We start from the raw sequence: 21,617 nt of genomic DNA on the forward strand, positions 1-21,617 counted from the left end.
ATGACCAAGATACTGCCTCGCAAAGACGTCGTGATCGTCGGCCTCGGCTGGACGGGATCCATTCTGGCCCACGAATTGACCGATCAGGGCCTGGACGTGGTGGCCATAGAGCGCGGCCCCTGGCGCGACACGGCAACCGATTTCAACATCGGCTATGCGCAGGACGAGTTGCGCTACAGCATCCGGCGCGACCTCTTCCTGCAGCCGACCGTCGAAACCATGACGGTGCGCAATGACCCGTCGCAGAAGGCGCTGCCGATGCGCGATTTCGGCTCCTTTCTCCCCGGCAACGGCGTCGGCGGCGCCGGCGTCCACTGGAACGGCCACACCTGGCGGTTCTGGGATTCGGACTTTCAGATAAAGACCAATCTGACGAAGAAATATGGTGCATCGAGAATCGCCGATCTCCAGGTCGAGGACTGGGGCGTGACCGGCGCGGAGATGGAGCCCTATTACGACCAGTTCGAGTATCTGGCAGGCATCTCGGGCAAGGCCGGCAATATCAAGGGGCACTTGCAGGAAGGTGGCAATCCGTTCGAGGATCCAAGGTCGCGGGATTATCCGAACCCGCCGATGCAGATGACCTACGCGCCAACCCTGTTCGCCGAGGTTGGCCGGTCGATCGGCCTGCATCCCTTCCCGACCCCATCCGCCAACATGTCGCGGGCCTATGTCAACCCGCTCGGCATCGCCATGGGTCAATGCACCTATTGCGGGTTCTGCGAACGCTTCGGCTGTGCCAACTATTCGAAGTCGAGCGCCCAGACCACCGTCCTTCCCGTGCTGATGAAGAAGTCGAATTTCGAGGTTCGCACCGACAGCGAGGTGCTGCATGTCGATCTGGCCCCCGGAGGCAAGTCGGCGCGCGGCGTCACCTATGTCGATACGTCAGGCGAGGAATATTTCCAGCCGGCCGATCTGGTGCTGCTGTGCGCCTACGGCCTGCACAATGCCCGGCTGATGATGCTGTCCGGCATCGGCAAGATCTACGACCCCGGCAGTGGCGAAGGAACGGTTGGGCGCAATTACTGCTACCAGACAAATGCCGGCGTGCAGGTGTTCTTCGACGACAAGAACTTCAACCCGTTCATCGCCGCCGGCGCGCTCGGCCAGACGATCGACGATTACAATGGTGACGCGTTCGACCACGGCGCGCTGGACTTCGTCGGCGGCGCGGGCATCAACTGCATTCCCACCAACGGGCGCCCGATCGGAACCAGGCCGACCTTGCCCGGCACGCCGAAATGGGGCAGCGCCTGGAAGAAGGCAACGGTCGAGGGTTACAGGAGCACGCTTGGCTACTCGTCCCAGGGAAGCAGTTACGCGACGCGCAACAACTACCTCGACCTCGACCCGACCTACAAGGACCGTTTCGGTCGTCCGCTGATGCGCATGACGTTTGATTTTCCCGACAATGACATCCGCATGTCGAACTATGTCTGCGACCGGATGGAGGAAATCGCCAAGGCACTCGGCGGCAAGCAGTACGCCGTCGGCCGCCGCAAGAAGGGCTGGGACAGCGTCCCCTACCAGAGCACCCACAATACGGGCGGCGCCATCATGGGAACGGACCCGAAGAAGAGCGCGGTCAACACCTTCCTCCAAAGCTGGGACGTCCCCAATGTCTTCGTCATCGGCGCGTCGGCCTTCCCGCAGAATGCCGGCAAGAACCCGACAGGAACCGTCGGCGCGCTCGCTTTCCGCGCCGCCGATGCCATCCGCAATCAATATCTGCGCAATCCCGGTGCACCGCTGGTGCAGGCATGAACAAGCTCGTTTTCACGCTCGCCATCGGCGCCGCGGCCCTCAACGCGGGCCCGGCACGGAGTGCCGACCAGGCGGACCAGATCATACGTGGACAGTATCAGGCCGTGCTCGGCGACTGCGCAGGCTGTCATACGCAGGCCGGGGGCAAACCGCTGGCTGGCGGACTGCCGCTCGAGACGCCGTTCGGCATGCTTGTCCCGCCCAACATAACCCCCGACGGCGAAACGGGCATCGGCAATTGGTCGGAAGCCGATTTCCGCAGCATGATGAAGTCAGGCGTCGGCCACAATGGCGTGCGGCTCTACCCCGCAATGCCCTACCCCGCCTATACCAGGATGAACGATCGGGACATTTCCGACCTGTGGGCCTATCTGACGACGGTTGAACCGGTATCGAATAAGGTCGAGGCCAATCAGCTGCCCTTCCCGTTGAACATCCGGCTGGCGATGCTGGGCTGGAATGTCCTCAACTTTACCGAGGCAAGCTTTCAGCCGGATTCCTCCAAGTCGGCGGAGTGGAATCGCGGCGCCTATATCGTCCAGGGCGCAGGACATTGCGGCACCTGCCACTCGCCCAAATCTTTCCTTGGCGCCGACAAGGACAGCGAGTTCCTGCAAGGTGCCTCCCTGCAAGGCTGGTTTGCCCCCGACATCACCAACAACGCGCAATCGGGCCTTGGAAAATGGTCTCAGGAGGATCTGGTCCAATACCTCAAGACCGGCGTCAACGCGCATTCGATTGCATCAGGTCCGATGGCGGAGGCCATCGAGAACTCCACGTCGAAAATGACCGATCCCGATCTCAAGGCGGTTGCAGTCTACCTCAAGAGCCTGGGCTCGGATGTCGACAGCGTCCAACCGGCAAAGCCTGACGCGACACGGATGGCAACGGGCGAGGCAATCTATCGCGACAATTGCTCGGCTTGCCATGGTGGAGATGGTGCCGGGTCAGGCGTGCTTTTCCCTTCCCTTGCCGGCAATTCGATCGTCGCGCAGGGCAGTTCCGAAACATTGGCCCGGCTCGTCCTTGCCGGCAGCCAGGCCGTGCACACGGCTGATGCACCGACTACGCCCGCCATGCCCTCCCTGGCCTGGCGCCTGAAGGACCAGGAGGTCGCCGACGTCCTGACCTATGTGCGCGCCAGCTGGGGCAACGCCGCCCCGGCGGTCTCCTCTGACGATGTCGCTGCCGTACGCAAGGGGCTGACCCGGTAGACCCGTACTCTAGCTCTCTGCTGCGACAGCGAGCGCCAGACGGCTCATGTCTGCGAACAATTCCTGGCGCTCGGAATAGTCGGTCTGTTCGCCGGTCTCGATGTTGTCGACCACGACACACATCGACAGCGCACGCGCTCCGAAATGCTCCGATATGCGATAGAGCGCGCTGGTTTCCATATCCACGGCCAGGGCTCCTTCCGCCCGCGCAACGGCAAAACGGGCGCGCCCTTCCGGGTGATAGAAGATGTCGCTGCACACCGTCAGGCCGGCATGATGGTCGATGCCGAATTCTACCGCCTTGGCCAGTGACGATGCGAGGAGCGCCGGGTCGGGGCCAGCGGGTCCATAAAGGCCGAAAACCTGGCCGCTCTGGGCGCTTTCCGCCTGTGCCGATTGTGAGATGACAAGGCTGCGCAGTTTTGCCTTTGCGGTCAGGCTGCCGCAGGTGCCGGTGCGGATCAAGGTCCGGGCGCCATAATGGTCCAGCAGTTCATGCGCATAGATCAGAAATGATGAAACGCCGATGCCCGTCGCCTGAATGCTGATGGACTTGCCACGAAACAGCCCGGTGAAGCCAAGCGTGCCGCGGCGGCGATTGATGCAGCGCGGCGCTTCCAGGAACGTTTGCGCCATCCACTCGGCACGCTGCGGATCACCCGGCAACAACACCGTGTCGGCGTAGTCGTCCTTGTCCGCTTCGTTGTGCGGCGTCACAAGTTGCTCCCCTAAGCCTTCCTGCCGTTTCACCCGCAATCATGGCGTTGTCACGGCGTTGTGCAAGGAGGAACATGGGAAAGGCTCTAAGACTCCAGCACGTCCTTGACGATCGTCGCCAGTTGCTTGAGCGAAAACGGCTTGGGCAGAAAGCCGAAATGCGCATCCGCCGGGAGGTTTCTGGCGAATGCGTCCTCGGCGTAGCCGGACACGAAGACGAACTTGATGTCCGGCTGGCGCTTGCGCAATTCACCAAGCAGTGTCGGTCCGTCCATTTCCGGCATGACTACGTCGGAAACGACGATATCGACCTTGCCGCCCAGCGCCTCGAACACTTCCAGCGCCTCGACGCCCGACGATGCCTCGTGCACGGTGTAGCCACGCGAGGTCAGCGCCCGCATGCCGCCCATGCGCACGGCATCCTCGTCCTCGACGAGCAGCACCGTGGCCGAGCCCGACAGATCCTTGGCCGGATCGGCGACCTTTGCCGGCGCTGCCGGCGCATCGCCGGGCTCGCCTGCTTTTTTCGCTTCGGCGATGTGACGCGGCAGGAAAATGCGGAAAGTCGAGCCTTTGCCGACTTCGGAATCGCAGAAGATGAAGCCGCCGGTCTGCTTGATGATGCCGTAGACCATCGACAGACCAAGGCCGGTGCCCTTGCCGACTTCCTTGGTGGTGAAGAAGGGCTCGAAAATCTTCTTCAGCACGTCGGGCGCGATGCCGCTGCCGGTGTCCTCGACTTCGACCACGACATAGTCCGCCGGGGCGAGTTCGCGGTAGGAAAAGGCCTTGCACTCCTCGGCGGTCACATTGCGGGTGCGCACGGTGAGATCGCCGCCCGCCGGCATTGCGTCGCGCGCGTTGACCGCAAGATTGACCACCACCTGCTCGAACTGCCCGATATCGACCTTGACCGGCCACAGGTCGCGGCCATGGTCGACCTTCAGCTTGATGTCGTTGCCGACCAGGCGGGCGAGCAGCATCCTGAGATCGGCGAGTACGTCGGTCAGGTTGAGCACTTCCGGTCGCAATGTCTGCTTGCGCGAGAAGGCCAGAAGCTGCCGCACCAGCGAAGCCGCCCGGTTGGCGTTCTGCTTGATGTTCATGATGTCGGGGAAGGACGGGTCCGACGGGCGGTGGTTGGTCAACAAAAGGTCGGACGCCATGATGATGGCAGTCAGCACATTGTTGAAATCATGCGCGATGCCGCCGGCAAGCTGGCCGACCGCCTGCATCTTCTGGCTTTGCGCCATCTGCCCTTCGAGCGCTTTCTGCTCCGTTGTCTCGACGGCGTAGACGATGGCCGACTCCTCGGCCCCCTCGCCGCCGGTGCCGTCGGCGACGGCGTTGACGTAGAAGCGGATGTGCCGTTCGTCGTTGCCAGGCAAAAGCGTGTCGATCGGCTCGATGTCGGCCTGCCGCTGCTGCGCTTTCTCGAAGGCAGCCGCGAAGGCCGGCCGGTCGCGTTCGTGGATCACCGTGTCGAGCCTTACGCGACGGTCGACGGCGTCGCGATCGACGACAGACGAAAACAGCGACAGGAACGGCGCATTGGTACGCAGGATGCGCCCATTGTGGTCGACGCCGGCGATCGCCATCGGTGTCGAGTTGAAGAAGCGGGTGAAGCGCACTTCCGAAGCCCGCAAATCGGCAGAGGCATCCTCGCCTTGCGTGCGGTTGAGCACGATCGTGCGTGTCGGCCCGTTCAATCCTTCGCGGCTGGCCGAAACGCGGTGCATGAAGCGCACCGGCAGCGCTTCGCCCGTCGTGGTCGTCAGGTCGAGATCTATCACCGCGTTGCGTGTGGTGCCGGGGTCGGCCTTGACCGAGCGGACCAGCGCCATGCCGTCGCCAGCCACGATCTCCGACAGAGACACGGCGCCGGGCGTGAAGCTGGTGAGGTCGATGCCCAGCCATTCGGCGAGCGTGGCGTTGATATAGGTGACGCGGCCCTCCTGGTCGGCCGAAAAGAAGCCGGCCGGCGCGTGGTCGAGATGATCGATCGCCTTCTGCAGGTCGAGGAAGAAGCGCTCCTGCTCGGCCCGCTCCTGCGAGATGTCGGCAAGCTGCCAGGCCAGCATCGGCAGCCGCTGGCCTGGAACGCTGAAGGCGCGGGCGCGTGCCCGGTACCAGCGGGCGCCAGGCTCGGCACCGGGCCGAATGGACTGTGCGAGCCTAAACTCGCCGTCGCCCGGCTGGCCGTCGCGCAGGCCGGATGCCAGGCGATAGATCGTCACCGAGGCTTCGGGGACATCCGAGAGCAATCCCTCGACGGTCTTCAGGTCGGCAGCGGACGATGCTCCGGTCATATCCGCATAGGCGCGATTGGCGTAGACGACGCGGCCCTTGGTGTCGGTGACGAGAAGCCCCTGCGACATCGAATCGACGAAGGATTTCGACAGTTCGTCGCCTGTCGAGCGTGGCGTGACCTGCACGAAGCCGATCGCCGTCGCGAACAGGAAGCCGACGCCGATCATCGCCAGCACGCCGAGCATGCCGAGCAGGAAAGGATCGCCGAGGCGCTCGCGGAAAAGCCCGAAGACGATCGCCGCCCCCGTCAGAACGACGATGAAAATGATAAGCCGGGTGACCGCGCCGGGTCGCGTATTCTGGTCGACGATCGGTACCGGATAGAAATCGCCGCGCGCTTCCTTGGCCATGTGCCCCCTGCTCGTGAATTCCGGTGTTCCGACACCCGCCCCTAGCGGGTTGAATCACATTCTCCTAGTCCGGAAAAGGCCTGGGCGGCAAATGTCGGATAAAAATGATGTCTTCCAGGCTTCGGAGTTTTTCTAGCTGTTCACCAGCGTGAAACGCAACTTGCGGTGGCCCGCTGCAACGGTCTAGTGTCTCTTCACTTCCAAGGGCGATCAGGGGAACCCAATGCAATGGCTCGATAGCGTGGCAGGTCCCGGTTATGCCGCAGCATTGTTGTGGACGTTTGCAGCGCTTGTCCTGCTGGTTATCGTTCTCGTTATCATCAAGCTGGTGCGCAACCTGACATTCGGAACCTTCGTCGCCGGTGGCCGGAACCGCAAGACGCGACTGGCCGTCATGGATGCCACCGCCGTCGACAGCCATCGCCGGCTGGTGCTGATACGCCGTGACGATATCGAGCACCTGCTTCTGATCGGCGGCCCGACCGACGTCGTCGTCGAGCGCGATATCCGACTTTCGGCGCTACGCCGGCCGGCATTGACCGGAGATGGCGGCTTGCAGCCGGTTCCGGCCGCCGCGGCCCCGGCAAGACCGCGTCCGCCGCAACCCGCTCCGCCGCCGGCGAGACAGGCTCCCGCTCCACAGCCGGTGAACACGACGCCACCCGCCCGCCCGCGTACAACAGCGCCGCCGGCACCTGCACCGAAGCCGGCAACGCAAAGCTATCAGCCGACCAATGTCACGCCGTTGCCTGCCTACGGCTCCGCCAACGCCAACACCGCCCGGCACGCGCCGCCACCACCGCAGCCGGTGCAGGACAGCATCGACGACACGCTGATGAGGGAACTCGAAGTGTCGCTGGATCAGCCCCGTTCGGGCGGCCCGGTGGGCAAGGCGGCGGCGCCGCCGTCGCTCGACGACGAGATGACCAAGCTTCTCGGCGAACTCTCCAGTCAGAAGAGATGAGCGACCGCCGGGTCGCTATCCCGCGAAACATCGTCGCCGGTCCGCTGCCGAACCACCTCGTCCAAGCGCAAAATATCAAGGGTTTGCGGCCTTCGCGCGCCTCAGAGCGGTGGATGCCACACCAATAGAAATGGCCGGAAAACCGGCCATTTCAGAATCGAGTTCGTTCGAGACAGCCGGCCGTGCGCCGCCGGCCTTGACCTCAGTCGTCGCGATAGACTTTTTCGCGGCGCTCATGCCGCTCCTGCGCTTCGATCGACAATGTCGCGATCGGACGCGCATCGAGCCGCTTCAGCGCGATCGGCTCGCCGGTCTCTTCGCAATAGCCGTAAGTGCCTTCGTCGATGCGCTGCAGGGCGGAGTCGATCTTTGCAATGAGCTTGCGCTGACGGTCGCGGGCCCTGAGTTCGATGGCACGGTCGGTTTCCGAAGAGGCGCGATCGGCCAGATCGGGGTGGTTGGCGTTCTCTTGCTGCAGGATTTCCAGTGTTTCGCGCGCTTCGCGCAATATGTCACTCTTCCAGGTGACGAGCTTTGAGCGGAAGTAGGATTTCTGCCGCTCGTTCATGAACGGCTCGTCTTCGGAGGGTACGTAATCGGCGGTAACGATGTCGTTCATTCGACTCACCCAAACTGCCCCAATTTTGGCGCCTATATATTCGTCGTCCGACGCCTGCACAAGCGCAATCGGCCGCTGTCTCACGCAATTGTTAAAGTACCCGTCACGCGTCTCTGCGGCCGCGTACGGTCGCTTTGGTACAAAATTCGCCGAGACACTTTCGATCCGGTGGCACATGCTTTCCGAGATTGCCGTGACCCCGGGGGCCGATACGCAAGAGACCTTTGCAGCAAGCAGCATTGGGTGCTTCGCCGTGTTGAAGAGCACGGGCCATTGTGCGCAACGCCGTTCTCGTGGCTAATCCCGGGACGCTTCGGCATTCGGAGGTTGGGTGAGCAGGCTTTATCTGTTGCGACATGCAAGGGCTGGCTGGGCACTGCCCGGCATGCGGGATTTCGATCGCCCGCTCGATGCGTCCGGCCGCGCCGATGCCGAAATGGTGGGGGCCGCCATGCGCTCCCGCCTCTATGTTCCGGACCGGACGCTCTGCTCCAATGCCAAGCGCGCCAAGGAGACGCTGGAAGGCCTGGCCGGCCAGACCGACACCGGCCGGGTTCTGTTCTTCGACGCGCTCTACAGCGCGGACGCGGCCGGGTACCTCCACCTTATCCGCGACAATGGCGGATCAGGCTCATTGCTGGTCATTGGCCACAACCCGATGATGGAAGACCTCACCATGGCAGTTTCGGGCGACGGCGACGAAACCGCGCGGGCCACGCTGAACCATGGGTTCCCGACCGCGGGCCTGGCGGTCGTCCGCTTCGACGGCGATCTTGCCAGCGCCGCCCAAGGCACCGGCTATCTCGAAGCGTTCCTGACGCCGGCCAATCTCTGAAGCCATTTCAAAGCCTGGTTGCAGAGCCTATATCGGACGGACCGAAGTCCGAGAGAGCAAATTTTGGCATCATCGCTGACCACCTTCACCGACGAAGCGAGGATTGCCCTCGACACGCTGTCGGGCCGCGCCACCGGGCTTTTTTCCCCATCGCTGCGCCTCGGCGTGACGGGATTGTCCCGCGCCGGCAAAACGGTGTTCATATCGGCCCTTGTCCACAATTTGATCCATGGCGGCCGCCTGCCGCTGTTCGAGGCGCAGAAATCTGGGCGCATCGCCCGCGCCTTCCTCGAGCAGCAGCCCGACGACGCGGTGCCGCGTTTCCAGTACGAGGACCACATCGCCGCCCTGGTCAACGACCGCGCCTGGCCCGATTCGACGCGTGCCATTTCGGAACTGCGGCTGACCATCGAATATGAATCGGCTTCCGGCTGGAGCCGCATGTTTTCCTCCGGCAGATTGTCGGTCGATGTCGTCGACTATCCCGGCGAATGGCTGCTCGATCTGCCGCTGCTCGGCAAATCCTTTGCCGATTTTTCGCACGAAGCCTTCGAAATGGCCGTTCTGCCGGTGCGCGAGGATCTTTCGCAGAGTTGGCGGGCGCTGTCAGCCGGGGTCGACCCGAACGCCGATGCCGACGAGATGACGGCGCGCCGCCTGGCCGAAAGCTTCGCCGCCTATCTGAAGGCCTGCAAGCTCGACGAGCGGGCGCTTTCGACCTTGCCGCCCGGCCGCTTCCTGATGCCGGGCGATCTCGAAGGCTCGCCGGCACTGACCTTCGCGCCCTTGGCCGGGATCGGCGACAGGCGTCCGCGCGCAGGGTCGCTGCACGCCATGATGGACAGGCGCTATGAGGCCTACAAGACGCATGTCGTCAAACCCTTCTTCCGCGAACACATCACCCGACTCGATCGCCAGATCGTGCTGATCGACGCCATGCAGGCGCTGAACGCCGGCCCCGGCGCCATGGCCGACCTGGAACGCGCGGTGACCGAGATCCTCAGCTGTTTCCGACCCGGCCGGGGCAGCTTCCTCACCGACCTGTTCTCGCGGCGCATCGACCGCATCCTGGTTGCCGCGACCAAAGCCGACCATCTGCATCACGAAAGCCATGACCGCCTGCAGTCGATCGTGCGGCGGCTTGCCGACCGCGCCGTGGCACGGGCGAATTTCACCGGCGCCGACGTCGATGTGGTCGCCATGGCGGCGGTGCGCGCGACGCGCGAAGGCACCGTCAAGCAAGGCCGAGAGACGTTGCCAGTCATTATCGGCACGCCGATCGCCGGCGAGAAGATCAACGGCGAAACCTTCGATGGAAAAGCTGAAACAGCCATATTTCCCGGTGATTTACCGGAGAAAATTGATGCGGTTTTTGATCTTTCGGGAGCCGATCACAAGCAGGATGCCGCGGACCCTGCAATCCGCTTCGTCCGTTTCCGTCCCCCAAAGCTAGAACGCACGGCCGAAGGTATCACCCTGTCGCTGCCGCATATCAGGCTCGACCGTGCCTTGCAGTTCCTGATCGGAGATCATCTGGCATGACTGCGCCCCGCAAGCCGGCAGCGTTCCGCATCGAGCCGGAAGCCGAACCAAGGCAAGAGGCGCCGCAGGCGCGCCGTGCCCAGGCCGATGCCCAGCGCAAACCCCGCGCGATGAAGGCCGATGTCGCGATGGTCATCCCGGCGGAAGTCGATGTCTTCGACGAGCCTGACATCATTGCCGCGGAGCCGCCGCCGGCGATCGCCCCCAGAAAACGCTCACTGCTCGGCAGCATCTTCTTCGGCGCCTTTGGCGTGCTGGTTTCGCTAGCTGTCGGCCTGTGGACCGACCAGCTCATACGCGACCTCTTCGCGCGCGCCGAATGGCTGGGCTGGCTGGCCGCGGGCATGGCTGCCATCGCCGTGCTGGCGCTTATGGTGATCCTGATTCGGGAGTTCCTGGCGATCGCCCGCCTTGCCGAGGTCGAAAAACTGCAGAAGCGTGCGCTCGACGCGATCGCCCGCGACGATCCCAAGGCTGCACGATCGGTCGTCGACGAATTGTCGGCCTTTGTCGCGGCCAAACCCGAAACCGCGGCCGGCCGGCGCGCGCTGGCCGAACTGCGCGGCGAAATCATCGACGGCGGCAATCTCGTGCGCTTGGCCGAGGCTGAAATTCTCGGACCACTCGATGCCAGGGCGAAGGTGATGATTCTCGAAGCCGCCAAACGCGTTTCGCTGGTGACGGCGGTCAGTCCACGCGCACTGGTCGATGTCGCCTATGTCGTGTTCGAGGCCGGGCGGCTTATTCGCCGCCTGTCAGAACTCTATGGCGGACGGCCGGGAACGCTGGGTTTCTTCCGCCTGGCGCGCAGCGTGCTGGCGCATCTGGCGGTTACCGGCTCGATCGCGATCGGCGACAGTTTCGTCCAGCAGATCGTCGGCCACGGCCTGGCCGCGCGCCTTTCGGCCAAGCTTGGCGAGGGCGTCGTCAACGGCATGATGACGGCACGCATCGGCATTGCCGCGATGGAGACGGCGCGACCCCTGCCCTTCAGCGCCGCCAAGCGTCCCGGACTTGGTGATTTCCTCTCGGCGCTGACATCGTTCGCAACCAGGAAAGATGGTGAAACGACCCCATCCGGCAAGTGAGCCGGGCTGGAGTGTCTGGACCTTCGGAATTGTTACCGGACTGCTTTGCGGCGGCCCCGCGGTGACGAAGCATTAACCAATCTTGTTCATGGTCAGACGGGTTCCAAACAGCATCTTTGTTGCCGGGTGTCGTCGATGAAAAGCGTAATTCTATCCAGTGTCCTGCCCCTGGCAACGGTGATTACGGCAGTCGTCGGCATTGCCGGAGTGGCCTCTGCGGCCGAGCCTGACAAGCAGTTCTTCCAGTCCGCCGAAGGCAAGTGGATCGGTCCCGGCGAAATCGTCGCCGGCAAGTACAAAGGCACGAAGTTCAACTGCAGCTTCACCGGCTCGACGCCCGACGGCAAGGTCGGCATGTCGCTCGACGGCGGCTGTCGGGTCGGCATGTTCACCCAGCCGATGTCGGCCAAGATCGAGCGCAAGGGCCGTGAGGGCTACAAGGGCAGCTTCATGGGTGGCGCGACCGGTTCCGGCCTCGACATCATCGGCGGCAACGTCGTCGATGCCCGCAAAGTGGTCTTTACCATCAACCGCAACCAGCTGCGCGGCGTCATGCAGGCTCGCATCCCTGACGACAATTCGATGACGGTGACTATTGCCGTGCGCGTCGACGACCAGCTGGTGCCGGTGATCGGCATGAGCCTGAAGCGCGTCGACGCGGTCGAAGTCGGCTCTATCGCGCCGAACTGAACAATTCAAAAGAAAAGGCGGCGACCCAACGGTCGCCGCCTCGTTTGATCCAATCGAATCAGGGCGTTAGCCTTTGATCGTGGCCGTCAGTTCGTCATAGGCGTTGCAGGAGTCGGCCAATGTCGTAGCGCCCTGATACTTGGTTGTCACCGCCTGGACCTTGGCCGTCAGATCAGCCGCTTTGGACGGGTCCTTGGTAATCGCTTCCTGAAGTGCTGCAGCCATGTCCTGCGCCTTCTTGGTCGCGATCTCCGCCGTGCACTCAGGCGCCTTCGAGCAAGCCGAACCGGCAAGCACCGCCAGGCCGACGGCAACAAACAAAAACTTCTTCATGTCAGTCATCTCCTCAAAAAGGGCGCGACTTGATCGTCGATCACCCTCCAATGGCCGAAGCCGAGCGTCCTTAGCCTTCGATTGCGGCAAGATGCAACGTGTTCCCGGCCTCAACTTGTGTATCGCGCCTGCAACATCGGCGGCGGCCTGGATTCAGGCTATTTTATCAGCGGCAGCAAAGTTCAGCTGCGCGGCTGCAGCAGCGCCAAGACGGCGGTCGATGCGGCAAGGATAGCAGTCAGAGTCAAAGGCCCAGTCGCGCCATAGGTGTCCACGACATAGCCGCCGACAACCGCGCCGATGGTGATGGCAATTTGGAAAGAGGTGACCATCAGGCTGCCCGCTGCCTCCAGCGCATCAGGCGCCGCGCGCGACATATTGGTCGGCAGCACCACCGGCGCCATGCCAAAGGCGCAACCCCACAGCGTAACGAAGCCGAAGGCAACGCCGATATGCGAGCCCCAAAGCACCAAAGTAAGTGCCGCAACTGCCATCAACGCTGCGGTGACTGCGAGGGCCATGTGGATGTTGGTGTCGGCCATGCGGCCGCCGGCAACATTACCGATCACGGCAGCGATGCCAAACCCGAGCAGAGCCAGGGCAATCGGTCCGGTTGTAAGGAGTGTCACCTGTTCGAGGAAGGGACGCACATAGACCGAGCCGGCAAAATGCCCCGTCATCAGCAAAACAATAGCCAACATGCCGAGTTGGATGCCGCGCCGCCGGGTCAGCCGAAATACATCTGCAAGGCTGTTGCTTGCCGTTGCAGGCAAGGTCGGCAGGCTGAGAAACTGCAGCAGCATGGCAAGCGCGGCCAGCCCCGCCGTCATGGCCATGGCACTGCGCCACCCTATCCAGTCACTGATCAGCGCGCCCATCGACGGTGCGGCAATGGTGGCAAGCGAGACGCCGAGGGTGACGATCGCCATGCCCCGACCTGTCGCATTGGCGCCAACCAGCCTCGCCACGACGGCGACCGAAAGTGCCCAGAAAGCGCTGAGAGCGATGCCCAGTCCGGCCCGGCCCAACAGCAACAGCCAGAAATCGGTCGCCAGCGCCGCCAGGATATTGGAACCGACCGCAAGGGCGCTGAGACCAACCAGCACCGCCTTGCGGTTCAAGCGGCCGATGAGAACATTGCTCAACATGGCCGTCACGGCGCCGACGGAAGCGGTGGCGGTGACGACCTGGCCGGCCGTCCCCTCGCTGATGCCGAGATCGCGTGCCATTGGCGTCAGCAGACCTGCGGGCAGGAATTCGGCAGACACCAGGGCAAAGCTGGTGGCCGCCAATGAAATGACCGCGAACCAAGTGGCTGCGCTCCACGCGGCTGGTGCATCGGCATCAAGGCCAATCGCGGCGTCTTCAAGCTGTAATGTTGTGTCAGTCACGGAAAGATCTCCAAAGTTTGGAGGTCTTAAATAGGCGAGTCCGCTCGGATGATATGTATCTTAGAATCCGAAATTCATATCCATTCGTCCGGGAATTGTGCGACGCACAACGCCAGGCGAGACATTGGTGATGCGCTTGAACGCGCGCGCGAAGGATGCCTCGGAATCATAGCCCAAACGGGTAGCGACTTCGGCAACCGACAAGCCGTTTTGGCCCAGCAATTCGCGGGCAAGCTGCATACGCAGGCGGGCGAGATAGTGTGCGGCACCCTCTCCCAATACCGCACTGAAACGCTCGGCGAAAATCGAACGCGATTGGCCTGCCACGCCGGCCAGGCTTCCCAGCGTCCAGTTGTGGCCGGGGTCGCGGTGCATGGCCGCCAAAGCCCGGCCTATATGGGGGTCACGGATGGCTGCGAGCCAACCGGTGGTCGAGGCTCCGTTGCAATTGACCCAGCAGCGTATGAGCCGGGCCGTTAGCAAGTCGGCCATACGCGACAGAATCGTGGCGCTGCCCATCTGCGGTTGCGAGGCCTCCACCGTCATGGCCGCCAGCAAAGGACCGACGACCGGGTCATTGCCGGCCACGTCGCAACCCTTGATGACAGGCGGCATCAACGTGATCAATGGGTTGAGCGCATAGGAGTCCAAGGCCATGGAGCCGCAGAAAAGGGTACTCGTCGCGCCCGTTCCTTGCCGTACCACTTCGCAGACGTTGCCCCCCAACTTGATCACCTGGCAACCTTCGAGCGAGTCCCCTGCAACGTCCGGCGCGCTGGCCAGCCGATGGGCGATGCCTTGCGGCAGCAGCACCAGATCGCCATCGCGCAACTCCTGCCAGCCTTGCGATTCAGTATGAATCCAGCACGGGCCCTGGCCGACAAAGTGAAACCGAAGCAGCTGTTGTTGCGGAAAGTCTATGCTCCATGGGTGCCGGAGCTCGCAGCGACCATAGTTGACACCACTCAAGCGAAAGTCTTGTAAAACTTCGCTGAGCGCATCCATCGGGATATGTGGCGTCGAAGACGGCCGGGACGAATAGTCAGGCATATACGTGATATAGATGCCGAACGTCCGGCAGGCAAGCGGGGACCGTTGTTCCACCAGGGGAATCGCTGCAACGGCACCCTACCTTTCCCGGCAGATTTCTCGCCTTGCCTCCCGCTCCAACTGCATGCAAGGAGTGCTGCGAGACACAGGGACAAGAGGCATGGCGGCGGAAGCATCGGGCAGTGATCTGGTTCAGGTGGTGGCGCTGCTTGCTGCCGGCGTCGTCGCCGTCCCCATCTTCAAGCGCATGGGCCTCGGCTCGATTCTCGGCTATCTGGCCGCCGGCGTCGTGATCGGCCCGTTCGGCCTCGGCGTCTTTTCCGAATCGGAAGCCATTCTTCATGTCGCCGAACTCGGCGTTGTGATGTTCCTGTTCATCATCGGGCTGGAAATGCAGCCGTCGCGGCTGTGGGGCCTGCGCCGCGAGATCTTTGGCCTCGGCGCGCTGCAGGTTGGCGTCTGCGCGCTTCTGCTGACAGGTGTCGGCATGGCTGGAGGGTTTCCGATCGCACAATCCTTCGTCGCCGGCGCCGGCTTCGTGCTGACCTCGACGGCGATCGTCATGCAACTCCTCGAGGAACGCGGTGAAATCGCTGCGCCGAAAGGCCAGCGCATCGTATCGGTCCTGCTGTTCGAGGATCTTGCCATCGTGCCGCTGCTGGCGTTGATCGCGTTCCTGGCACCCGGTGGGGCCGACACCAGCCTGTCGGAGCGGCTGACCGAGGTCGGCATCGGGCTCGCCGCGATCGTCGGCCTTGTGGTGGCAGGCCGCTATCTGCTCAATCCGTTCTTCCGCATCCTGGCGGATGCCCGCGCCCGCGAAGTAATGACGGCGGCGGCACTTCTGGTCGTTCTCGGATCCGCGCTCGCCATGCAGCTCAGCGGCCTGTCGATGGCGATGGGTGCCTTCCTGGCCGGCGTGCTTTTGTCCGAATCGACCTTCCGCCACCAACTCGAAGCCGACATCGAACCCTTCCGCGGCATCCTGCTTGGCCTGTTCTTTCTCGCGGTGGGCATGTCGCTCGACCTGCATGTGGTCGCGGCGAACTGGCGGCTGATCGCCCTTTATGTCGTCGCCTACATGGTGATGAAGGCGTTCGGCATCTACATCGTCGCCCGCATCCTGAAATCAGGCCACCGCGAAGCCCTGGAGCGCGCGGTCTTCATGGCACAAGGCGGCGAATTCGCCTTTGTCCTCTACTCGGCGGCCGCGGCGGTCGGCATCATCGACGGCAACGCCAACGCGACGCTGACGGCGATCGTCATCATCTCCATGGTGCTGACGCCGCTGGCGATCATCGCCTTGCGCTATCTGACGCCGCGCGACGAGCAGTCGCTCGACGGCGTCGATGTCGCCGATGGCCTGACCGGCAGCGTGCTGGTCATCGGCTTCGGCCGCTTCGGCCAGATCGCGAGCCAGCCGCTGCTGCTGCGCGGCATCGACGTCTCGATCATCGACAATGATGTCGAAATGATCCAGGCGGCGGCCGATTTCGGCTTCAAGGTCTACTATGGCGACGGCACGCGACTGGACATCCTGCATGCCGCCGGTGCCGGCCGGGCGCGTGCCGTGCTGATCTGCGTCGACAAGGCCGATGTGGGTGTTCGCATCGCCCAGCTGATCAAGGCCGAATTCCCACTGCTCACAGTGCTGGCCCGCGCATTCGACCGTGGAACGGCGCTGCAGCTCATTCGTGCCGGCGTCGACTACCAACTGCGCGAAACCTTCGAATCCGCACTTGTTTTCGGTGGCTCGGCACTGGAATCGCTGGGCGTCGACCCCGAAGACGTGGCTGAAACGATCGAAGACGTCAGGCGCCGCGACACCGATCGCTTCGAAACCCAGCTTGCCGAAGGCATTCGCGCCGGACAGCGCTTCCTGAGAGGCAATATCGGCACGCCGATTCCGACACCGCTCTCCACGCCGCGCCGGCCTGGTCAGGCACTCAATGAAGAAACCGCGGGTGTGCTGCACAAGTCCGAACCCGCCGATTGAGCAAGGAACTATGCATGGAATTGGACAGCCGGGCCCTATCGGTCACCAAATTCTGGCGCGATGCCGGCGAGGATGCCTGGTTCGAGAAGAACGAAGCATTCGATGCCGAGTTCCGCGACCGCTTTCTCGGCCTGCACTATGCCGCCGCTCGGCGTGAATGCGACGACTGGCTGGAACATGCCGAAGGCGCGCTGGCGCTGATGATCCTGCTCGATCAGTTTCCGCGGAACTGTTTTCGCGGCACCGGCCATATGTACGCGACCGATCCGCTCGCCAGATATTTCGCAGAGAGGGCGGTCGCGGCCGGCCATGACCTGGCACTCGAGGAAGAACTCCGCGTTTTCCTCTACCTGCCGTACGAGCATTCGGAACTGCTGGCCGACCAGGACATTTCGGTCGAGCTGACGCAGGCCAGGGCCGAGCCCTACCTGAAATACGCTGTCGAACACCGCGATATCATTCAGCATTTCGGCCGTTTTCCGCATCGAAACAAGATGCTTGGCCGCGAAACCACGGTGCAGGAGCAGGCGTTCCTGGATGGTGGCGGCTTCTCTGGCTGAAGATCCGGCTACTGCCTCGTCCGGACCTCAGGCCAGCCACCAATCCCGGCCGGACGACAATCGCTCGATGCCTGAAGTATCGACGGCGACCAGGCGGTCGGTGATGCTGCGGCCGCTGACAACCAGGCTGGGCGCGATCTCGGCCAGCGGCGCCAGCACGAAGGCGCGCTCCAGCATGCGCGGATGCGGCACCTCCAGCCCGGTCTCGTGGATGACGCGGTCGCCGAACACCAGAATGTCGATGTCGATCAGCCGCGGCCCCCAGCGCTCCTCGCGCACCCGCTTCAGCTTGCGCTCCGCATCGAGGCAGAGGTCGAGCAAGGCACGCGGTGCAAGCACGGTGGAAATCTCGGCGGCCGCATTGAGAAAATCCGGCTGATCGAGCTTGCCCCAGGGCGGCGTGCGATAAAGCGACGAGACGCCGGTGACGCGCGTATCCGCGTCGGCATCCAGCATTCGCAGCGCCGCGCCCATGGATTTCGCCGGATCGCCAAGATTGCCGCCAAGGCTGAGATAAACGGTACTATTCGGGCCAGACAACGGTCACCTCGACATAATCGAGCACGCCGGGCACCGGTGCGTTCGGCTTGCGCACCGTGATCTCGGCTTTCTTTATCTGCGGAAAACGCGCCGTCAGCGCACGGGCCACTTCGAGCGCCAGCGACTCGATCAGAAAACGGCGCTGCCCGGTGATGATCTTTTCAATGACGGTGAATGCAATGCCGTAGTGGACCGTATCCTCGATGGAATCCTCGGCAAGCGCCCGGCCTGGATCGACGGTGAGAACGGCATCGACATAGAAGCGCTGGCCGAGCCTTTCCTCCTCGTCCAGCACGCCGTGCCGGGCAAAGAAAGCGCAGTTCTTCATGCGGATGACATACATCGCTCAGTTTCTCGCCCGGTCCGTCTGACGCGCCAGCATAGCATCCGCAAGCGCCAAAGCGTCCACGTTGAATGCGACATCGTGGACGCGAAACAGATCGGCGCCCTGGAGCCTCAAGATGACGCTGGTCGCCGCTGTTCCGACCGCTCTGTCGGCGGCATCACGGCCGGTGACCGTGCCGATGAAGCGCTTTCGCGACGTACCGGCCATCAGCGGCAAGCCAAGTGCATGCAATTCCGAAAAGCGTGCCATCAGGTCGAGATTTTCCTCCGCCGTCTCCTTGGCGAATCCGAAACCGGGATCGAGCACGATACGATCGTCGGCGATGCCGTTCTGGCGGACGATTTCCAGCGACCTTCGCAGGAACGTCAATTGATCGGCAATCACATCCGGCAGCTTCTGGCGATCCCGCCCGGTATGCATGATGACAAGCCCGGCGCCGGTGTCGGCGGCGACACGCGCAATATCGGGCTCGCGCTGCAAACCCCATACATCGTTGACGATATGCGCGCCGGCGGCAACCGCCAGCCGCGCCGTGTCGGCGCGATAGGTGTCGACCGAAATCAGCACCTCGCTCACGCCCGCCAGCGCTTCGATCACAGGCAGGATGCGGTCCTGTTCCTGGCTGGCCGATACCGCGGCAGCACCTGGGCGCGTCGATTCTCCGCCGACATCGACAACCAGTGCGCCTTCCCCGATCATGCGGCGCGCCTGGGCCAGCGCCTTTTCAGGGGCGTCGAACTGGCCGCCATCGGAAAAGCTATCGGGCGTGACATTGAGGATGCCGACGACCACGGCCTTGCCGCCAAGGTCGAGATGGCGTCCATGCGCCAACTGCCATCGCCTGGCCGTCATTGCTCATCGACCATGGAGTTCATCAATCATGTGTGATCCCTGGCGGATCAATTTCATTGCGCCGGCAACGGCCGTAAAGCAAGGTGGTCGAAGAGGCAACATGATGAAACGATCCATGCTTGGCATGAAAAAACCGTCCTTGGGCGTGAAACAATCCTTGGCTTGCGCGCTGCTGCTCGCCATGACCCCGCTTCCGGCGGCTGCCGCCAATCTCGTCAAGACGTACAGCTATTTCGCCATCGGCGGCAGCACGCTCGACGACATCGAGGCACAACTCTCCAAACGCGGGCCGGAGGTGAAAAGCACCGGCACGCGGCACCCGGGCGCCACGCAAATGGCTTTCACCACCCGCATCAGCTATGCGCAGACACCGAGTGCCTGCCGGATCGCCGACGCGGTGGTGACCGTCAAGGTGAAGGTGATCCTTCCGGAGTGGCGCCGCCCGCGCAAGGCCGATGCCGATGTCAGGCTGTTCTGGGATACGCTGTCCGCCGACATCAAGCGCCATGAGGAGCGCCATGTCGAAATCGCCAAGAACCATGGCGGCGAACTCGAAGAAGCCTTGAAGGCCACCTACCCGCAAAAGAACTGCGACGCCGCCAAGGCCAAGGCGGCCGCGATCACCGCGGCTGTTCTGGCCAGGCACGACCGCGCCCAGCTTCAGTTCGACCGCGTCGAAAGCGTCAATTTCGAAAGCCGCATCCTGCGGCTGCTGCGCTACCGCATGGAGCGCATCGGCAACGGCCGACTGCCGCCGGCCTGAACGCACCCGAACTGAAAGCCAAATTCGCCGAAGCGTAGTGCCAGATTCGAAAAACTTTCGAGCCCCTGTCGAAACCGGCCTATATGGGACGACATATATCAGGCTCGCCAGACGCGAGCTTAAAACACCAATGCGATCCAAACGGTCAAGAAACCGGAACGGCTGAACAGCGCCGGTCAAATCGCAAGCTTTTGGATGAACGATCATGGACCAGGCTGTCGATAACAAAACGATGGCGGAAACCGGCACGCCGATAACAGAGAGCGAAAAGAACGCCATCATCGGCGGCGTGCTGTTGTCGATGCTGTTGGCGGCACTCGACCAGACCATTGTCGCGCCGGCCATGCCGACCATCGGGCATGCGCTCGGAAACGCACACTATCTGCCATGGATCGTCACCGGTTATCTCCTGACCGCTACCGCCGTGGCCCCGCTCTACGGCAAGATTTCCGATGTCTACGGCCGCCGGCCAACCGTCTATGCCGCGATCCTGATCTTTTTGGCGGGATCGCTGGTCAGTGCGATGGCTCCCAACATGTTTGTGCTGGTTGTCGGGCGGGCGATCCAGGGCGCCGGTGGCGGCGGCTTGTTCGCTTTGACGCAGACCGTCGTCGGCGATCTCGTTCCGCCGCGCGAGCGGGCACGCTATGCCGCCTGGTTCTCCGGCACATGGGCTGTCGCCAGCGTTGCCGGTCCGTTGCTCGGCGGCACTTTCGCCGAGCACCTGCACTGGTCACTGATCTTCTGGATCAACATTCCGCTTGGTCTTCTTGCGATGGCGATCATCAACAAGCCGCTCAAGAAACTGCCCGTTGCCGCAAAGCGCCATCGTATCGACGGCCTGGGCGCGTTGCTTCTGATCATTGCCACGGCGCTGCTGCTGCTCGCATTGAACTGGGGCGGCAGCGCCTATCCCTGGATTTCGCTTGAAGTCATCGGCGTTCTCTGCGGTTCGGCGATTTTCTGGGGCGCTTTTGCCTTGCGGCTTATGCGAGCCGCCGAGCCGCTCATCTCGCTTGAAGTGCTTGGCAATCCAATCGTTCTGGCAGGCACGCTTTCGATGTTCCTGCTTCAGGCCGCAAGCGTCGGCATGGCTGTGTACCTGCCCGTCTATCTTCAGGCGGTGCTCGGCCTGTCGGCAGCAGAGTCGGGCATCGCGATGCTTGGGCTTCTGCTGGGGACCGTCGGCGGCGCGGCATTCAGCGGGCGCATGATACCGCATTTCACCCACTACAAGCGCATTGCAATGGTGGGCGTCGTCTTCAGCATGCTGTGCCTCTGCCTGCTGGCCGTCGTCGCAGGATATGCAACGCTGCTGGAGGTAGAGGTCTTGACGATCTGCATCGGGTTTGGAACCGGAACGACGTTTCCGGTCACCACCGTGTCGGTCCAGAACGCCGTCGATCGCGTGCATCTCGGCGTCGCGACGGGCGTGCTGACATTCCTGCGTTCGCTTGGCAGTGCGCTTGGTGTCGCGATGCTCGGCGCGGTCGCTCTGGGCTACGGCCTGCCGCTTGCCGGTGAAGGCGTGCGGATCGTGGGCCATAGCGCGACGGTCGAGCCGTTCGTGATGATCTTTGCCGTCGCCGCCGCTACATTGCTGCTGGGGCTGATCACGCTGACGCTGATGCCCGAAAAGGAGCTTCGCGGTTACGCCGACAATGCGGCGCCCATCCTCGCCGAGTAAGCT

Annotated in this window: 21 protein-coding genes; 11 read left to right on the forward strand and 10 right to left on the reverse strand. The window is 63.0% G+C overall.

Annotation, left to right across the window (positions count from 1 at the left end; all coding sequences use genetic code 11):
• Positions 1–1,767 (forward strand): GMC family oxidoreductase, encoded by a 1,767-nt coding sequence (locus X735_RS142555; protein ID WP_023813018.1) that lies wholly within the window; start codon positions 1–3, stop codon positions 1,765–1,767.
• Complete coding sequence (locus tag X735_RS142550) at positions 1,764–2,981, forward strand: cytochrome c (protein ID WP_023813019.1); 1,218 nt, start codon at positions 1,764–1,766, stop codon at positions 2,979–2,981. The genes X735_RS142555 and X735_RS142550 overlap by 4 nt, the downstream gene beginning before the upstream one ends.
• Positions 2,982–2,990: 9 nt before the next feature.
• Here the strand turns inward: X735_RS142550 and X735_RS142545 are convergent, their stop codons facing one another.
• Entirely contained in the window at positions 2,991–3,698 is a 708-nt protein-coding gene (locus tag X735_RS142545) for a purine-nucleoside phosphorylase (RefSeq protein WP_023813020.1), read from the reverse strand.
• Positions 3,699–3,784: 86 nt separating this feature from the next.
• The gene (locus X735_RS142540) at positions 3,785–6,358 is read right to left on the reverse strand and encodes an ATP-binding protein (protein WP_023813021.1); all 2,574 of its coding nucleotides are present in this window, start codon (positions 6,356–6,358) and stop codon (positions 3,785–3,787) included.
• Between the two features lie 223 nt (positions 6,359–6,581).
• Between X735_RS142540 and X735_RS142535 the strand changes: the two genes are divergently transcribed.
• Entirely contained in the window at positions 6,582–7,322 is a 741-nt protein-coding gene (locus X735_RS142535; protein WP_023813022.1) for a flagellar biosynthetic protein FliO, read from the forward strand.
• Between the two features lie 202 nt (positions 7,323–7,524).
• Here the strand turns inward: X735_RS142535 and dksA are convergent, their stop codons facing one another.
• Positions 7,525–7,941 (reverse strand): RNA polymerase-binding protein DksA, encoded by a 417-nt coding sequence (dksA, locus tag X735_RS142530; protein ID WP_023813023.1) that lies wholly within the window; start codon positions 7,939–7,941, stop codon positions 7,525–7,527.
• A 331-nt stretch (positions 7,942–8,272) separates the two neighbouring features.
• Here dksA and X735_RS142525 point away from each other — a divergent pair, with 331 nt between their 5' ends.
• The 4 genes from X735_RS142525 (at position 8,273) to X735_RS142510 (ending at position 12,096) form a co-directional block, all read left to right on the forward strand.
• The gene (locus tag X735_RS142525; protein WP_023813024.1) at positions 8,273–8,776 is read left to right on the forward strand and encodes a histidine phosphatase family protein; all 504 of its coding nucleotides are present in this window, start codon (positions 8,273–8,275) and stop codon (positions 8,774–8,776) included.
• Between the two features lie 63 nt (positions 8,777–8,839).
• The gene (locus X735_RS142520) at positions 8,840–10,318 is read left to right on the forward strand and encodes a YcjX family protein (protein ID WP_023813025.1); all 1,479 of its coding nucleotides are present in this window, start codon (positions 8,840–8,842) and stop codon (positions 10,316–10,318) included.
• Positions 10,315–11,406: a YcjF family protein gene (locus tag X735_RS142515; RefSeq protein WP_023813026.1), complete on the forward strand. Its 1,092-nt coding sequence runs from the start codon at positions 10,315–10,317 to the stop codon at positions 11,404–11,406. Before X735_RS142520 ends, X735_RS142515 begins: the two co-directional genes overlap by 4 nt.
• A 135-nt stretch (positions 11,407–11,541) precedes the next feature.
• The gene (locus X735_RS142510; protein ID WP_023813027.1) at positions 11,542–12,096 is read left to right on the forward strand and encodes a hypothetical protein; all 555 of its coding nucleotides are present in this window, start codon (positions 11,542–11,544) and stop codon (positions 12,094–12,096) included.
• Between the two features lie 66 nt (positions 12,097–12,162).
• Here the strand turns inward: X735_RS142510 and X735_RS142505 are convergent, their stop codons facing one another.
• The 3 genes from X735_RS142505 to X735_RS142495 all read right to left on the reverse strand — a co-directional run bounded on the left by X735_RS142505 (position 12,163) and on the right by X735_RS142495 (position 14,870).
• A complete protein-coding gene (locus X735_RS142505; RefSeq protein ID WP_023813028.1) occupies positions 12,163–12,429 on the reverse strand; it encodes a hypothetical protein in 267 nt (88 codons plus the stop codon).
• A gap of 182 nt (positions 12,430–12,611) precedes the next feature.
• Complete coding sequence (locus X735_RS142500; RefSeq protein ID WP_023813029.1) at positions 12,612–13,820, reverse strand: MFS transporter; 1,209 nt, start codon at positions 13,818–13,820, stop codon at positions 12,612–12,614.
• 60 nt (positions 13,821–13,880) lie between these two features.
• Positions 13,881–14,870, reverse strand: a complete 990-nt coding sequence (locus tag X735_RS142495) for an AraC family transcriptional regulator (protein ID WP_023813030.1) — start codon at positions 14,868–14,870, stop codon at positions 13,881–13,883.
• A 160-nt stretch (positions 14,871–15,030) separates the two neighbouring features.
• Here X735_RS142495 and X735_RS142490 point away from each other — a divergent pair, with 160 nt between their 5' ends.
• Entirely contained in the window at positions 15,031–16,866 is a 1,836-nt protein-coding gene (locus X735_RS142490) for a monovalent cation:proton antiporter-2 (CPA2) family protein (protein ID WP_023813031.1), read from the forward strand.
• Positions 16,867–16,880: 14 nt separating this feature from the next.
• Positions 16,881–17,426, forward strand: a complete 546-nt coding sequence (locus X735_RS142485; RefSeq protein ID WP_023813032.1) for a DUF924 family protein — start codon at positions 16,881–16,883, stop codon at positions 17,424–17,426.
• A gap of 27 nt (positions 17,427–17,453) precedes the next feature.
• Here X735_RS142485 and folK read toward each other — a convergent pair whose 3' ends face one another.
• From folK to X735_RS1000000169370, 4 genes are read right to left on the reverse strand one after another with little or no spacing between them, the layout of a single operon-like run.
• The gene (gene folK / locus X735_RS142480) at positions 17,454–17,966 is read right to left on the reverse strand and encodes a 2-amino-4-hydroxy-6-hydroxymethyldihydropteridine diphosphokinase (protein WP_023813033.1); all 513 of its coding nucleotides are present in this window, start codon (positions 17,964–17,966) and stop codon (positions 17,454–17,456) included.
• Entirely contained in the window at positions 17,950–18,309 is a 360-nt protein-coding gene (gene folB, locus X735_RS142475; RefSeq protein ID WP_023813034.1) for a dihydroneopterin aldolase, read from the reverse strand. The genes folK and folB overlap by 17 nt, the downstream gene beginning before the upstream one ends.
• A 3-nt stretch (positions 18,310–18,312) precedes the next feature.
• Positions 18,313–19,164 (reverse strand): dihydropteroate synthase, encoded by an 852-nt coding sequence (gene folP, locus X735_RS142470; protein ID WP_023813035.1) that lies wholly within the window; start codon positions 19,162–19,164, stop codon positions 18,313–18,315.
• A gap of 3 nt (positions 19,165–19,167) precedes the next feature.
• On the reverse strand, positions 19,168–19,347 hold the full coding sequence (locus X735_RS1000000169370; protein ID WP_196815348.1) for a hypothetical protein: 180 nt from the start codon (positions 19,345–19,347) through the stop codon (positions 19,168–19,170).
• Here X735_RS1000000169370 and X735_RS142465 point away from each other — a divergent pair.
• Positions 19,268–19,927, forward strand: coding sequence for a DUF922 domain-containing protein (locus tag X735_RS142465; protein WP_050592737.1), 660 nt, complete (start codon positions 19,268–19,270; stop codon positions 19,925–19,927). The genes X735_RS1000000169370 and X735_RS142465 overlap by 80 nt on opposite strands.
• 205 nt (positions 19,928–20,132) lie before the next feature.
• A complete protein-coding gene (locus X735_RS142460) occupies positions 20,133–21,614 on the forward strand; it encodes an MDR family MFS transporter (RefSeq protein ID WP_023813037.1) in 1,482 nt (493 codons plus the stop codon).
• The last annotated feature ends 3 nt before the right edge of the window (positions 21,615–21,617 follow it).

The sequence above is a fragment of the Mesorhizobium sp. L2C084A000 genome, from assembly GCF_000502875.1.
Lineage (GTDB): Bacteria > Pseudomonadota > Alphaproteobacteria > Rhizobiales > Rhizobiaceae > Mesorhizobium.